The organism is Crocosphaera sp. Alani8 (assembly GCF_038442745.1).
In the GTDB taxonomy this organism is placed as follows: domain Bacteria; phylum Cyanobacteriota; class Cyanobacteriia; order Cyanobacteriales; family Microcystaceae; genus Crocosphaera.
In genome coordinates this window covers 1-13,296 of record NZ_JARVCN010000049.1, presented here as the reverse complement: position 1 = coordinate 13,296, position 13,296 = coordinate 1, and the positions used below count along the sequence as shown (strand labels likewise).

At 39.4% G+C, this 13,296-nt stretch carries 12 protein-coding genes, 1 other RNA gene and 2 pseudogenes; 11 read left to right on the top strand and 4 right to left on the bottom strand.

The window, feature by feature from the left end; genetic code table 11:
* Positions 1-185 precede the first annotated feature (185 nt).
* Positions 186-641: pseudogene (locus P9B04_RS03970) on the top strand (hypothetical protein); the annotation flags it as partial.
* A 65-nt stretch (positions 642-706) separates the two neighbouring features.
* Here the strand turns inward: P9B04_RS03970 and P9B04_RS03965 are convergent.
* A complete protein-coding gene (locus P9B04_RS03965; RefSeq protein WP_342053697.1) occupies positions 707-859 on the bottom strand; it encodes a Sec-independent protein translocase subunit TatA/TatB in 153 nt (50 codons plus the stop codon).
* Between the two features lie 100 nt (positions 860-959).
* On the opposite strand from P9B04_RS03965, the gene P9B04_RS03960 reads away from it, so the two are divergent.
* From P9B04_RS03960 to P9B04_RS03940, 5 genes are all read left to right on the top strand, one after another.
* Positions 960-1,721: a phycocyanobilin:ferredoxin oxidoreductase gene (locus P9B04_RS03960; RefSeq protein ID WP_342053698.1), complete on the top strand. Its 762-nt coding sequence runs from the start codon at positions 960-962 to the stop codon at positions 1,719-1,721.
* Between the two features lie 84 nt (positions 1,722-1,805).
* Positions 1,806-2,408: a PAP/fibrillin family protein gene (locus P9B04_RS03955; RefSeq protein WP_342053696.1), complete on the top strand. Its 603-nt coding sequence runs from the start codon at positions 1,806-1,808 to the stop codon at positions 2,406-2,408.
* A gap of 195 nt (positions 2,409-2,603) precedes the next feature.
* Positions 2,604-3,089 carry an allophycocyanin subunit alpha-B gene (locus tag P9B04_RS03950; RefSeq protein ID WP_342053695.1) on the top strand — a complete coding sequence of 162 codons (486 nt, stop codon included), beginning with the start codon at positions 2,604-2,606 and terminating at the stop codon, positions 3,087-3,089.
* Positions 3,090-3,253: 164 nt separating this feature from the next.
* A non-coding RNA gene (ssrS, locus tag P9B04_RS03945) (6S RNA) lies at positions 3,254-3,437 on the top strand.
* 488 nt (positions 3,438-3,925) lie between these two features.
* Entirely contained in the window at positions 3,926-5,197 is a 1,272-nt protein-coding gene (locus tag P9B04_RS03940) for a M16 family metallopeptidase (RefSeq protein WP_342053694.1), read from the top strand.
* Between the two features lie 75 nt (positions 5,198-5,272).
* On the opposite strand, the gene P9B04_RS03935 is transcribed toward P9B04_RS03940, so the two are convergent.
* Complete coding sequence (locus P9B04_RS03935; RefSeq protein ID WP_342053693.1) at positions 5,273-6,229, bottom strand: PhoH family protein; 957 nt, start codon at positions 6,227-6,229, stop codon at positions 5,273-5,275.
* A 294-nt stretch (positions 6,230-6,523) separates the two neighbouring features.
* Here P9B04_RS03935 and hypD point away from each other — a divergent pair, with 294 nt between their 5' ends.
* The 5 genes from hypD (at position 6,524) to P9B04_RS03910 (ending at position 11,369) form a co-directional block, all read left to right on the top strand.
* The gene (gene hypD / locus P9B04_RS03930; protein WP_342053692.1) at positions 6,524-7,633 is read left to right on the top strand and encodes a hydrogenase formation protein HypD; all 1,110 of its coding nucleotides are present in this window, start codon (positions 6,524-6,526) and stop codon (positions 7,631-7,633) included.
* A 199-nt stretch (positions 7,634-7,832) separates the two neighbouring features.
* The gene (locus tag P9B04_RS03925; RefSeq protein WP_342053691.1) at positions 7,833-8,318 is read left to right on the top strand and encodes an allophycocyanin; all 486 of its coding nucleotides are present in this window, start codon (positions 7,833-7,835) and stop codon (positions 8,316-8,318) included.
* An 87-nt stretch (positions 8,319-8,405) separates the two neighbouring features.
* Entirely contained in the window at positions 8,406-8,891 is a 486-nt protein-coding gene (apcB, locus tag P9B04_RS03920; protein ID WP_342053690.1) for an allophycocyanin subunit beta, read from the top strand.
* A gap of 196 nt (positions 8,892-9,087) precedes the next feature.
* Positions 9,088-9,291 (top strand): phycobilisome linker polypeptide, encoded by a 204-nt coding sequence (locus P9B04_RS03915; RefSeq protein WP_007305034.1) that lies wholly within the window; start codon positions 9,088-9,090, stop codon positions 9,289-9,291.
* Positions 9,292-9,608: 317 nt separating this feature from the next.
* Positions 9,609-11,369: a GspE/PulE family protein gene (locus P9B04_RS03910; protein ID WP_342053689.1), complete on the top strand. Its 1,761-nt coding sequence runs from the start codon at positions 9,609-9,611 to the stop codon at positions 11,367-11,369.
* Between the two features lie 48 nt (positions 11,370-11,417).
* Here P9B04_RS03910 and tig read toward each other — a convergent pair whose 3' ends face one another.
* Both tig and P9B04_RS03900 read right to left on the bottom strand, forming a co-directional pair.
* A complete protein-coding gene (gene tig, locus P9B04_RS03905) occupies positions 11,418-12,812 on the bottom strand; it encodes a trigger factor (RefSeq protein WP_342053688.1) in 1,395 nt (464 codons plus the stop codon).
* Positions 12,813-12,959: 147 nt separating this feature from the next.
* Positions 12,960-13,244: pseudogene (locus P9B04_RS03900) on the bottom strand (serine/threonine protein phosphatase); the annotation flags it as partial.
* Positions 13,245-13,296: the final 52 nt, after the last annotated feature.

Sequence of the window (13,296 nt, the reverse complement as noted above, 5' to 3'; positions counted from 1 at the left end):
TCTTTGTCCCCTAACTTTCGGCGAGTCCCCCCAGACTTTTTGAGAAGCTTCGTTATTTCGGGGTTTTATTTTGGTTATTAGATCGTTGGCGAAGACTCTACCCAAAGCCTATCTTACCTAATTTATACGATACTATTTGTATAGTTAGCAGTGGAGTATCTTTACTCAGTATTGGCACTTTAGAAATTTTCAATTCTGCTGAATATCCTTTGCTCACATTATTATGTTTAAGTTTATTATTGATTCCTATTCCTCTATCTATAATTAGCCTAATTTATAAACAAGGAAGATATCACAACTTGATGGAAAATTCCTACTTTTTATTAGATGGATCAATGCGACAATTACAATTACTAATTGTTCGGTTACCTGTTATTCCCGAATTTCATTTTTTTCGAGATCGCTATACACCCTTAATATGGGAAAGACGTTGGAATTGGTTAAACTATTACGATTTTAGTTTAAACAATTTTCTTAAATTAGGATTCAATGATATTCGACTAAGAGATCAACATCTTCCTGGATTAATCTCAACCTTAGTGTGGTATCAGTGGACATTGGGGTTATTGTATATCGCTTTACTATTATGGACACTTTCCCGTACTATTCCGGGGTTAAACTTGTTGATCTACTTAAAATAAAGTTACTAAATATTTAGAAACTTTTCAAACAAATAGTTACCCTTTCCCCTCAATTCTCATCTAAGTTATCCCTCATCCTTTGGGTTATTGACTTCTTCTTTGAAACCTCGTAACATTTTACCCAAAGAAGATCCCAATTCAGGTATTTTTTGGGGACCAAAAATTAATAAAGCAACAATAATAATAATAGCAACTTCGAGCCATCCTAGTCCAAACATATATATCTCCCAAAGTTAAGTTATGTCTGTATTTCGTCATGGGGGTACAGTCTTAGTATATCCTGAGAATACGGTCTTTTGTTACATCCGTTACATAAACATGACGACTTTACAAACCTCATCCACTACCTTAAACCTAAACCCATTAATTCACAGCTTAGCTGAGGTTATTATCTCCCGTTGGCAAGAATATTTGGAATTAAGTCTCTACGAGTTACCAGAAGGTTTAGGTTATGTAGAAGGGAAACTAGAAGGGGAAAGACTTGTGATCGAAAATCGTTGCTATCAATCCACTCAATTTCGTAAAATGCACCTAGAATTAGCTAAAGTAGGGAAAGGGTTAGATATTCTTCATTGTGTTATGTTTCCTCATCCTGACTATTCTCTCCCTATGTTTGGTTGTGATGTTGTAGCAGGGAAAAAAGGTGTTAATGCAGCGATCGTAGATTTATCTCCGGCTAACCCCGAATTGATCTTATCTGATGCTTACAATCAAGCATTATCCCAACTAGAAAAACCAGACTTTTCTGATCAGAGAGATTTACCAGAATGGGGGGATATTTTTTCAGATTATTGTTTATTTATTCGTCCCCATAATCAAGAAGAAGAACAACTGTTTCTTAAACGAGTTGGAGACTTTTTAAAAATTCATTGCCAACAAGCAAATGAATCGCAAAAAGTTTCTATTCAACAGCAAGAACTTAATCTACAAGGTCAAAAATATTATTGTCAAAAGCAACAACAAAACGACAAAACTCGCCGTGTTTTAGAAAAAGCATTTGGAGAAGTTTGGGCTAATAGGTATATTACAGAAGTTTTATTTGATGTACCTAATCAGCAACTTTCATCAGCTATCAGTTAGTAGTTATTGGTTAAATTAATTGTTATCTGCTAACTATTCACTGTCAACTGTTCACCATCTACTGATTTAAGGAAATAGTTTGTAATGAATGAAAAAGCTAAATTACTAGAAACAATTGCCGGAAAAAATAGAGGTTTACTAGCAACAGAAATGGATCGAGTGAGGGTACTCTCAGCTATCGAACAACTCGAAGATCATAACCCAAACCTAGCACCGATTAAAACCCCCGAATTATTGGAAGGAGATTGGCGTTTACTGTACACAACCAGCAAAGGAATTTTAGGATTAGATCGTTTTCCTATGTTTCAATTAGGTCAAATCTATCAATGTATTCGGGTCGAAGAAGCAAAAATTTATAATATTGCTGAAATTGTTGGAGTTCCTCTCTTGGAAGGAATCGTTAGTGTAGCGGCAAAATTTGAAGCCACTTCAGAAAAAAGGGTACAAGTTAAATTTGAACGGTCTATTTTAGGATTGCAACGGTTTTTTGGTTATCGATCTCCCAAGAAATTAATCAAAGAAATTGAAACAGGAAAAAAGTTCTTTCCATTAGATTTTAGTATCGAAAATCGAGACCAACAAGGATGGTTAGAAATTAGTTACTTAGATGAAGATTTACGCATAGGAAGAGGTAACGAAGGCAGCGTTTTTGTCTTAGCAAAAGAGAAAAAAAGTATCGGAGATTAAAAGAGAAAGAATGAATTTTGATAAAATTAGTGGAACAAATAACACCTAACCAAATCAAAGATTTAAGTGGGTGTTAATGTTCAATATCCTACAGGTTTCCCAAACCGGGAGCAAACAAAATCTGAGATCCCTGTGCATTTGTCCTCGTTTTCAAGATAAACTACAGTATGATATGAAATTGTTGTTGATATCATCATGAGTGTAGTTAGCCAAGTTATTCTAAAAGCAGACGATGAACTCCGATATCCTAGCAGTGGTGAACTCAAGGGTATCCGGGAATTTCTGAGTACAGGGCAACAGCGTCTTCGCATCGCCGAAACCCTCGCCGAAAACGATAAAAAAATCGTTGACCAAGCTCAGAAAAATTTGTTTAAAAAACGGCCCGAGTATCGCTCTCCTGGGGGTAATGCGTACGGTCAAAAACAGTACAATCAGTGTTTACGCGATTATAGCTGGTACTTACGTTTAGTGACTTACGGGGTGTTAGCGGGGAGCAAAGAACCCATAGAAAAAATTGGGTTGATTGGGGTAAAAGAAATGTATAATTCCCTAAATGTTCCTGTCCCTGGAATGGTTGATGCTATTCGCTGTCTTAAAGACGCAGCTTTAGCACTTTTGAACAATGAGGATGCAGAAGAAGCTGCTCCCTATTTCGATTACATGATTCAAACCATGTCCTAAAAGTTAGCTTCGGAAACTGTAGCACCGTACACTAGGACATGAGCAACGGGTAACTTACCCAATGTGTCTACTTTTAACACTGCTTTAGTTCTAATGTACGATGCTATAGTCTTAGTAGCAAGGACTCTTATGCACGATTTTTGAGTCTGTGATAGAGTGTAAGGGAAAGGCTGCTGTGTTGGTGACTGCCAATAAAGTTTTTTGATCTATGCTTTTAGTTTAAGGGTTTTAACCAGCTATTGTGGTAGTAAACCGGGCTTGTACTCGGAAACAGAAACGATAAGCGGTCGATACCCACCTGGTAATCCCAGGTCATAAACTGAGGTAAAACGGCACAGTGGTTTTTCAGGATTCGTTTTGGAGTGTACACCCAGCGGCTTGTTTTTGAGAGGATGCACAGAGGATTAGTATTAGCTACTCAAAGCCACTTCAAGCAACACTCAATCCATCGGTTAAGGTATTCCTGCTAAACCTGTTATGAAGCCAAAGTTAAGGTAGAAGGCGGAAAAAAACTCAGCTACGGAATTAAAGCAATTACGATTTTTTCCTAAGTTTAGGGTACGGGGAGAAAATGTCACCCATCAGATTGGTTTATAAACCCCCGGAAATGAGTTTTGCTAAATTACATCATTTCTCTTCACATTGGTGCAAGAAAAGTCTTTAAATAAGCTGATCAGGGAATAAATAGAGATATATATAGCATTTCTCGGACTCATAAGGTACACCTAACTCTTGCCCTCTGCCTCCTGCCTCCTGCCTCAAAGCAATAACCTCTGTACCTCACAAGTATGAGAACTGCTATAAGTTGAAGCTAATTACACACAATTAAATCGATAATGAAAAAATCTTCTTCCGTTTTTACCTCAGAATTTATCCATCGTTTACAGTTAAATAATGGCATCCTTTTAGTAGTGCGAGAAAATCCTACAGCAGACCTAATTTCCGGTCGCTTTTTTTGGAAAAAAGCAGGTACTATGTGGGAGGAACCAGAAAAAGCAGGTATTTTTCATTTACTCGCTAGTGTAATTACCAAAGGAACTCAAAATATGTCCTCTCTTGATATTGCAGAGACTGTTGAGTCCATGGGTGCTGGTTTAGGAGGGGATACTGCATCAGATTATTTTGTGATGAGTATTAAAGCCGTTTCAGAAGACTTTGAAAATATCTTAAAGTTATTAGGGGAAATTCTGCGATCGCCGACTTTTCCAGAAGAAGAAATTACCTTAGAAAAACAGTTAATTTGTCAAACCATTCGTTCTCAGCAAGAACAACCTTTTAAAGTTGCTTTTAAACAGTTACGAGAAAAAATGTATGGAGAACATCCCTATGGACGTTCTGTTTTAGGCACAGAAGAAACTGTTTCTCAAGTCAATCGAGAAGACTTACAAAAGTGTCATTACGATCATTTTCGACCTGAAAATTTAGTTATTAGTTTATCGGGAAATATTACCTTAGCTCAAGCAGTTAAATTAGTTGAAAAAAACTTTGGAACTTGGGAAAATCCTGACCAAAATTTAACCCTTAATTCCCTTCCAGTGTTAAAGGTTTCTCCTTGCGACATGATGACCCATCAAGCAACACAACAAACTACCCTGATGCTAGGTTATTTAACTGTTGGCGTTGATCATGTTGATTATCCTGTTTTAAAGCTATTAAGTACCTATTTAGGTAATGGATTATCAAGTCGTTTGTTTGTAGAATTAAGGGAAAAGAAAGGACTAGCTTACGACGTTTCTGCATTTTTTCCCAGTCGTTTACAGCCATCTTATTTTGTTACTTATATAGGTACGGCTCCCCATAATACTAACATTGCTATTGAAGGATTAAAACAAGAAGCCAGTAGATTGTGCGAGGTAGAATTAACCCCAGAAGAACTACAAGTGGCAAAAAACAAGTTATTAGGACAGTACGCTTTAGGAAAACAAACTAATGGAGAGGTTGCTCATTTATATGGATGGTATGAAACTTTGGGGTTAGGGATTGAGTTTGATGAAAAATTTCCCGAAATTATTAATCAAGTTACCCCTGAAATGGTGCAGAAAGTAGCAAACGATTATTTCTTATCCCCTTATCTTTCTGTGGTTGGTCCAGAGATGCCTTTGAATTGATTTTATGTATTTAATTTTATTGTATAAGGCTAAATAATTGGTTTAAAGATTTGAAAAAAATTCTCTTATTGTTTCTTAATTCTCAAACTTTTCATAAGCTTCTACAATTTTTTGAACCAAAGGATGACGAACTACATCCGCTTGAGAAAAGTAACAAAAAGCAATGCCTTCCACTGACTTTAAAATTTTCGTTGCTACCACTAAACCAGACGCTTGATGTCCTGGTAAATCAGTTTGGGTAATGTCTCCCGTTACCACCATTTTTGAACCCAATCCTAACCGTGTCAATACCATTTTTAATTGTGCTGGCGTGGTGTTTTGTGCTTCATCCACAATAACAAAAGCCTTGCTTAAAGTTCGTCCTCTCATATAAGCTAAAGGGGCAACTTCTATCTGTCCTCTTTCCATTAAATCGGGGATTCTTTGTGGGTCAATAAACTCATATAGCGCATCGTACAATGGTCTTAGAAAAGGATTAACCTTTTCTTGTAAATCTCCAGGTAAAAAACCTAATTTTTCCCCTGCTTCTACCGCCGGACGAGTTAAAATTAACCGTTCGCATTCATCGTTTAATAAAGCTCTAACCGCTAAAACAGCTGCGAGAAATGTTTTTCCCGTTCCTGCCGGACCGATACAAAAAGTAACATCGTGTTTTTGGATGGCTTTAATATATTGTTTTTGTCGAAAGGTTTTTGCGCGGATGACTTCCCCTCGACGGGTTGTTGCTAAGATGGATTTTTGTAAGTCTTGATATTCATCCATACGTCCCGTGTCTAATGCTTGAAACGCTGTCATTAAGTCAGGACGAGAAATGGTTTTTGCTTCTTGCCAATAAGGTTGTAGCGATCGCAAAACTTTCATTACCCTTTCAACAGGCTTTTCCTGTCCATAAATACTTAATTCTTGACCCCGTAACACTAGATTTGTCCCTGTATGACGGGAAAGGAATTTCAGGTTTTCTTCGGCGACTCCAGCTAAGGCGATCGCACTTTCATGACTGGGTAATTGAAGGGTTTGGGAAGTTTCGGTCATTTATTCCGTTTGATGATTGTTGTCTTGATAAGGCTTTTACAATAACTATTGTTATCAATGATAGTGAATAGTTGAATATTTTGCCCACTTACGCCACCCATCAATCTCTACAAATGTCACATATTCTTACTAAACTTTCTAGCAATTAAAAAATATTCTCAATTAAAAATTAATAGAAAAACAAAAAAAAAGTTAATTTTTTGAACACCATTGCAGAAGCACAATTATCATCGAATAAATCGAATGGTATTGAGCAAAAAATATTATCTATTGTTATTTTAAAGCGAGAAAATCATGAAATTTGTCGATGAATATCGTAATGCAGATTTAGCAGACAAATATGTCAAAGAAATTACTCAAGTGATTAGTCAGCCTTGGACAATTATGGAAATTTGTGGCGGACAAACCCATTCTATTGTTAAATATGGCATCGATCGTTTATTGCCTTCTGAAATAACCCTGATTCACGGTCCAGGTTGTCCTGTTTGCGTGACTCCCATAGAATTAATCGATTGTGCTTTAAAAATTGCCAGTTTACCTAATGTTATTTTCTGTTCTTTTGGGGATATGCTACGAGTACCTGGAAGTAAAAAAGATTTATTGACAATTAAAGCTAATGGTGGAGATGTGCGCATTGTTTACTCACCATTAGATAGTTTAAAAATTGCCGAAGAAAATCCTCATAAAGAGGTTGTTTTTTTTGCAGTTGGCTTTGAAACAACCACACCAGCAACTTCAATGGCCGTTTATCAGGCGAAACAACAAGGGATTAAAAACTTTTCTTTATTAGTTTCTCATGTCCTAGTTCCACCGGCCATGGAAGCCCTTTTATCTTCTCCCGATTGTGTAGTCCAAGGATTCTTAGCGGCTGGTCATGTTTGTACGGTTATGGGTTACGAAGCTTATAAACCCATTGCGCAAAAATACCAAGTCCCCATCGTCATAACCGGATTTGAACCAATCGATGTTCTGCAAGGAATTTACCATTGTATTCAACAATTAGAAATAGGAAAATATGACTGTGAAAATCAATATATCCGCTCCGTAAAATCTCAAGGTAACTCTTTAGCACAGCAACTAATTCAAGAAGTTTTTGAAGTAGTTCCCCGTCGCTGGCGAGGCATCGGAGAAATAGGAGAGAGTGGTTTGGGATTACGCTCAGAATACGCCCTCTACGATGCCTTAAAACGCTTCCAAAGCCCTTTATCCTCTTTGACCCCATCCAGCTCCCCACAAGTGTGTATTAGCGGTCAAATTATGCAAGGCCACAAAAAACCTAACCATTGCCCGGCTTTCGGAACCCAATGTACACCAGAAAAGCCTTTAGGTGCCCCTATGGTGTCCTCAGAAGGAGCTTGTGCGGCTTATTACCGTTATCGAACTCAGGCCAGTGATAACCGGTAACTGTTCCCCTGAAACCTCGATTTCTGAAAAAAATATTACAAAATATTAACAAGCAATACTAAATGTCAACACAATGCAAGAAAATGAATGGGTCAGGTTGCTTGGCAACAAATCCAGTTGGATGATCCCATAGCAACCACAATTCGTATAAGATGTAACATTAGAGCATCTAGTTCAATTTATTGGGAGGAATCCATCCATGAGTATTGTCACGAAATCCATCGTGAATGCTGATGCAGAGGCTCGCTACCTCAGCCCTGGCGAACTCGATAGAATCAAAACCTTTGTCACCAGCGGCGCTGCTCGTTTACGTATTGCTGAAACCCTAACTGGTTCACGGGAAAAAATAATCAAAGACGCTGGTAATCGCTTATTCCAGAAGCGTCCTGATGTTGTTTCTCCTGGAGGAAACGCTTACGGGGAAGAAATGACCGCTACTTGTCTTCGTGACATGGACTACTACCTCCGTTTAATCACCTACGGAATCGTCTCTGGTGATGTTACCCCAATCGAAGAAATCGGTTTAGTGGGTGTAAGAGAAATGTACAAGTCCTTGGGTACTCCTATCGATGCAGTAGCCCAAAGTGTACGAGAAATGAAAGAAGTAGCAACCGGAATGATGTCTGCTGACGACGCGGCAGAAGCAGGTTCTTACTTTGATTATGTTATCGGTGCGATGAGCTAGGACGGGTAGAAAATACTCCCACGATCCAAGCCGTCCCCAACAATTGTAAAACTGTTGAAGACTAGGCAAGACTAAGGAAGCAAAACTATGCAAGACGCAATTACCTCCGTAATTAATTCTGCAGACGTTCAAGGGCAGTACCTTGATAGTTCTGCGATGGACAAACTGAAAGGCTACTTTGCCACTGGAGAACTCCGTGTGCGTGCAGCCAGTGTAATCAGTGCTAACGCTGCAGCGATCGTAAAAGAAGCAGTGGCTAAGTCCCTACTGTACTCTGATGTTACCCGTCCTGGCGGTAATATGTACACCACTCGTCGTTACGCAGCTTGTATTCGTGACCTCGACTACTATCTCCGTTACTCCACCTACGCTATGTTAGCGGGTGATCCTTCCATTCTCGATGAGCGTGTTCTTAACGGATTAAAAGAAACCTACAACTCCTTGGGTGTTCCCATCGGTAGCACTGTTCAAGCTATCCAAGCTATGAAAGAAGTAACCGCTGGTTTAGTTGGTGCAGACGCAGGAAAAGAAATGGGTGTCTATTTCGATTATATTTGCTCTGGTTTAAGCTAGAACCCTAAAGCCACCGACGATAACAACCAACGAAAGGTTGTCTATAGATGAGGTTCGGGAAGTCTAGAGTGAGTGCTAGCTGGTTAAAGGCTTAATCTTTGATGTTAAAGATAGGTTTTGACGATCTAGTATTGACTCTTGACTCTCGGACTTTGTTGTATCAGAACTTTTGAGGAAATTTAGGAGAACTCGACCCATGCGAATGTTTAAAGTCACCGCTTGTGTTCCTAGTCAAACAAGAATTAGGACACAGCGAGAATTACAAAATACCTTTTTCACAAAATTAGTTCCTTACGATAATTGGTTTCGGGAACAGCAACGCATCATGAAAATGGGCGGTAAAATTGTCAAAGTAGAATTAGCCACCGGAAAACCCGGAACTAACACTGGATTACTGTAGATATTCACAAATCATCCATTTCTCCGTTGTTAGTATGATTTTAGATCAAGAACCCACAGGTAAATCGAGCCTGTGGGTTCCTTATTTTTCTGGACAATGGTAAGGGAGGGAAAAAATTTGGGAATCCTGAGAAAGAATAGTAACACTTAGTAACCTGAGTTCGGAGTTGAATCTTTTTTTAGGAGAGAATCAGCATTTGAGATTGCTCAATCAAGACAAGTTGTCCCGACATTATTTGAAACCGACAGGATATGAGAAGTGTTATGCAACCTCAGTGCCATTATTGAAACCCAACTGAACCTTATCATTAACCAGTTATGTCTAACCGCCCTCAAGACTTCTTAAATTGTGAAGCCACCCTCGTCGGTGAACAAATCCCCGATTGTGAGGCTACTATTGTTGGTGATGAATCGTCCCCCCCAAAATTTACGCCACCAAAGACCGATCCTGTCCCAAATCAAATACCCTCGAATGCTGTTGTTACCCTAGTTAATAAATTTTTAGCAAAAACAGTAGAAAAAAAAGCTACTTACATTCAGATTGAACCAGAAGCCAATTTCCTGAGCATTCGCTACGGCCAGGCAGAAACTCTCAAACCCCTCGTCGACCCCTTACCAAAAAAATTCACCTCCCCCATATTATCTCAGTTAAAATTGATGGCTGAGTTAGACATCAACCAATGCCAAACTCCACAAAAAGGTCGCATTCGTAAACGGGGAGGGGGTCGTACTATCCATTTTTTCGTTCAAACCGAGCCTAGTTTTTACGGGGAAAAAATGACCATCCGTGTGGTAGATAGTGCGGTTAAACCCCCGGATTTAGGGGAAATAATCTCTGATGGAACCATTAGACAATCCCTTGAAGAGATAATGGAGAGTTCTTCAGGATTAGTATTGGTCACCGGTACAGATAAAAAAGCCACTACACCCCTTCTTTATAGTTTGTTCTCTCAAAACATGGTGAACCCGGAAACCATGGCCACTGTGGAAGAATCGATTAACTATCTTCTCTCTGGTGTGAGTCAAAGGGAGATAGACGTTGAGAAAGAAGAAGACTATCCCCAGCTTTTGCAATCCCTTCTCCAGCAAGATAAATCACTTATGATGGTAGATAATCTGCCCGATCCTTCGGTAGCAAGGATGGTAGCAGAAATGGCCAACGATGACCGTCTTATTTTAACCAGTCTCAACGCTGAGGATGGAATGAGTGCCATCGCTTTACTGAGGGAAATGGTTACTCCAAGCTTATTGGCAGATACTTTAGTGGGAGTGGTTCATCAACATAATCTTCCTCGTTTGTGTCCTGCTTGCCGTACAGTTGACGAATCTGCGGCAACAGAATTAGCTCGACGGGGAATTTCTGAAACCGACAATCTGGAAAATACCTTTTATCAGGCTCGCTCCCTCAAGGCAACGGAAAGAGAGCAGATGAGGGAGAAGGGAAGACTTTGCCGTGAATGTGACGGTCAAGGATACAATGGTTCGGTCCAATTATACGAATTTTATCCCATCACTCCAGGTTTAAAAATAGCTATTGCTCAGGGTGCTGATGTCAAGGAACTCCAAGAAATCGCCCTAGCAGAACAATCCCCTTCTTTAAAAGCCGAAGCATTTTCACTGCTCAAAGATGGGGAAATTAGTTTAGAGGAATTTAGTCGAGTTTGTCCTTATCATGAGGCTCCCGCCACTTCCCCACAAAACCCTACTCTATCAGCTACAGATGTAACTCAGCGTCTAGAAAAAATGGAAATATTACTAATGACTTTGACCGAAGAATTAAGTCAACTGAAACAAGTATTAAAAGATACTTCAGAAGTTTCTAGAACATCCCCCCAGACATCTGAGCAAAAAATGAAAGTCGCTGAAATTAATGAGCGCATAGCCACAGATATTGATCTCTGTAAAGAAACCATTGCTACCGATTCTAATATATACGAAGAATTGCAAGATCCTGGAGATTGGGAAGCTTTAAAACAGGAATTAGACTCCAACAAAGAAACCATAGTCACAAGGGATTTATCCTATCAAGAGAAAGTAGCATCGGGTTCCCTTAAATCTATTCCTGACCCCTGGTCTTGAGATTAGGAAAAAGACTCTTTCCTTGAAAATGGAAAGAGTCTTAATTAATTACTCTTGAGCTTCTACATCTATTGTGGTTTCTGTTACTTCTTCTGCTTCAGACTCGTCTTTATTTTCTTCTTCTAGGGTTCCTTTGGGAACTAACTCCACTGTGGCTTTTTCCTGTAACAAATCGAGGGTTTTTTCGGTAATTAATTGTTCTTCTACCACTTGCCTTAATCGATCGGGATCGAAATCTTGTCCCTCCAATTGTTCCTTAATTTCATTACTTCTTGCTTCGATTTCTGTTTCTTCTAAAGTGATGGATTCGACTTTAGCAATTTCTTGTAAAATCAGATTTTGTTTAAGTCTTTCAATCGCTTCTGGTCGAGCATTTTCACGCAATTTCGGTAAATTTTCTTGAGTGAAAAGTTGCCCTAAATCGATCCCCATTTGTTCCATTTGCATGGCGGTTTGGGTCAAAACCCTATTTACCTCGTCTTGTACTAAGGTATCGGGAAGATCTACCGTAGAAACCTTGGTTAATTCCGAAGTAATGACATTATGAATGCTTTGTTTGGTTTCACTTTCTGCTGACTCTCTAAACTGTTTTTCTAGGGACTCTTTTAGTTCATCAATGGTTGTAGATTCACTCACTTCTTCGGCAAAATCATCGTCTAATTCTGGTAATTCCTTTGCTTTTAACTCTTTAAGGGTAATGGTAAAGGTAACCGGTTCTCCTGCTAAATCTTCTCTAGGGTAATCATCAGGAAAAGTTAAAGGTAATTCTTTGGTTTCTTCCGGTTTCATCCCCACAATACCTTCCACCATACCTTCGATAAATTTCCCAGATTCTAGATCCACCCGAAAGTCTGTTCCTTCCACTCCTTCGATGGGTTCTGCTTCTTCTTCACCTTTTGGGGTTGACACACCTTTGTAGTCCACAATGGCTACATCCCCCATCTCTGCGGCACGATCTTCGATGGGAACTAAGGTGGCTAATTTTTCTTGTCTCTCTTTAAACCAGTCTTCCAACTGTTGTGGATCGTAAACGGTTTCCTCTGCTTTAATGGAGAGAGTTTGATAATCTCCTAACTCTACTGTAGGGGGAACATCAACAGCAGCAGAAAAAGTAAATGGTTCCCCTGGTTTAAATGTTTCTACCAACTCGTCTAAACCCGAGCGTAAGGTAGGCTGACCGATGGATTCGATGGATTCTTGTTCTAGTGCCTTTTCTAAGCTCTTCTGCACTAATTCTTCTAATGTAGCAGCTTTGATGTAGCGGTTTCCTAACCGTTGTAGCAGAATGGGGCGAGGAACTTTTCCCTTACGAAACCCAGGAATATTGGCGGTACGGGCCAAGGTTTTCACCTTAGTTTCGTAGGCTTTTTTGCCAGCTTCGGCGGGTATTTCAATTTCTAGGCCAATTTGACTATCGGGTAATTTTTCCTGGGTGACTTTCATAGAGATTACAATTTCGGACAATTTATCATTATGCCATATTGGGTCGTTAAGATAACTTGACCCAAGACAGCTTTATTATCTTAACTCGAGTATCTCTGAATCCATCACCTTTTGCCCCAGTGTTAGGGGAATTTTAAGATTTACAGTTTACGATACTTTGTGTTTCGATCGCTTGTATCTAACCACAGAGGGGTTAATTTTGACCACTGTTTCGGCTAGGGGAAGAATGCGCTTGGTGTTATCTTGGCGATGGACTTGATAAACTGTTTCTGTGCTTAAATCTAGGGCTGTTAACCAACCGCTTTGGGGGTGATAAGCGCCGGTGTCGATGTCTAACCATCCTTCCCCTGCTACCAACTTACCTGCTAACACTCCTGGAAAGGTAAAGGTAATGGTATGACCTGTAATTACCAGTTTGTCTTCAAAATAGGGTAATCGAACCACTTCAAGAAATCCCGACCGGTTCAGAATTTAAGGGATATCA

Bases quoted from the DNA above. Each gene is read 5' to 3' on its own strand.
- P9B04_RS03935 (WP_342053693.1), bottom strand. From the start codon at position 6,229: ATGACCGAAACTTCCCAAACCCTTCAATTACCCAGTCATGAAAGTGCG.
- apcB (WP_342053690.1), top strand. From the start codon at position 8,406: ATGCAAGACGCAATTACCTCCGTAATTAATTCTGCAGACGTTCAAGGG.
- P9B04_RS03910 (WP_342053689.1), top strand. From the start codon at position 9,609: ATGTCTAACCGCCCTCAAGACTTCTTAAATTGTGAAGCCACCCTCGTC.
- hypD (WP_342053692.1), top strand. From the start codon at position 6,524: ATGAAATTTGTCGATGAATATCGTAATGCAGATTTAGCAGACAAATAT.
- P9B04_RS03925 (WP_342053691.1), top strand. From the start codon at position 7,833: ATGAGTATTGTCACGAAATCCATCGTGAATGCTGATGCAGAGGCTCGC.
- P9B04_RS03915 (WP_007305034.1), top strand. From the start codon at position 9,088: ATGCGAATGTTTAAAGTCACCGCTTGTGTTCCTAGTCAAACAAGAATT.
- P9B04_RS03950 (WP_342053695.1), top strand. From the start codon at position 2,604: ATGAGTGTAGTTAGCCAAGTTATTCTAAAAGCAGACGATGAACTCCGA.
- P9B04_RS03960 (WP_342053698.1), top strand. From the start codon at position 960: ATGACGACTTTACAAACCTCATCCACTACCTTAAACCTAAACCCATTA.
- P9B04_RS03955 (WP_342053696.1), top strand. From the start codon at position 1,806: ATGAATGAAAAAGCTAAATTACTAGAAACAATTGCCGGAAAAAATAGA.
- tig (WP_342053688.1), bottom strand. From the start codon at position 12,812: ATGAAAGTCACCCAGGAAAAATTACCCGATAGTCAAATTGGCCTAGAA.
- P9B04_RS03940 (WP_342053694.1), top strand. From the start codon at position 3,926: ATGAAAAAATCTTCTTCCGTTTTTACCTCAGAATTTATCCATCGTTTA.
- P9B04_RS03965 (WP_342053697.1), bottom strand. From the start codon at position 859: ATGTTTGGACTAGGATGGCTCGAAGTTGCTATTATTATTATTGTTGCT.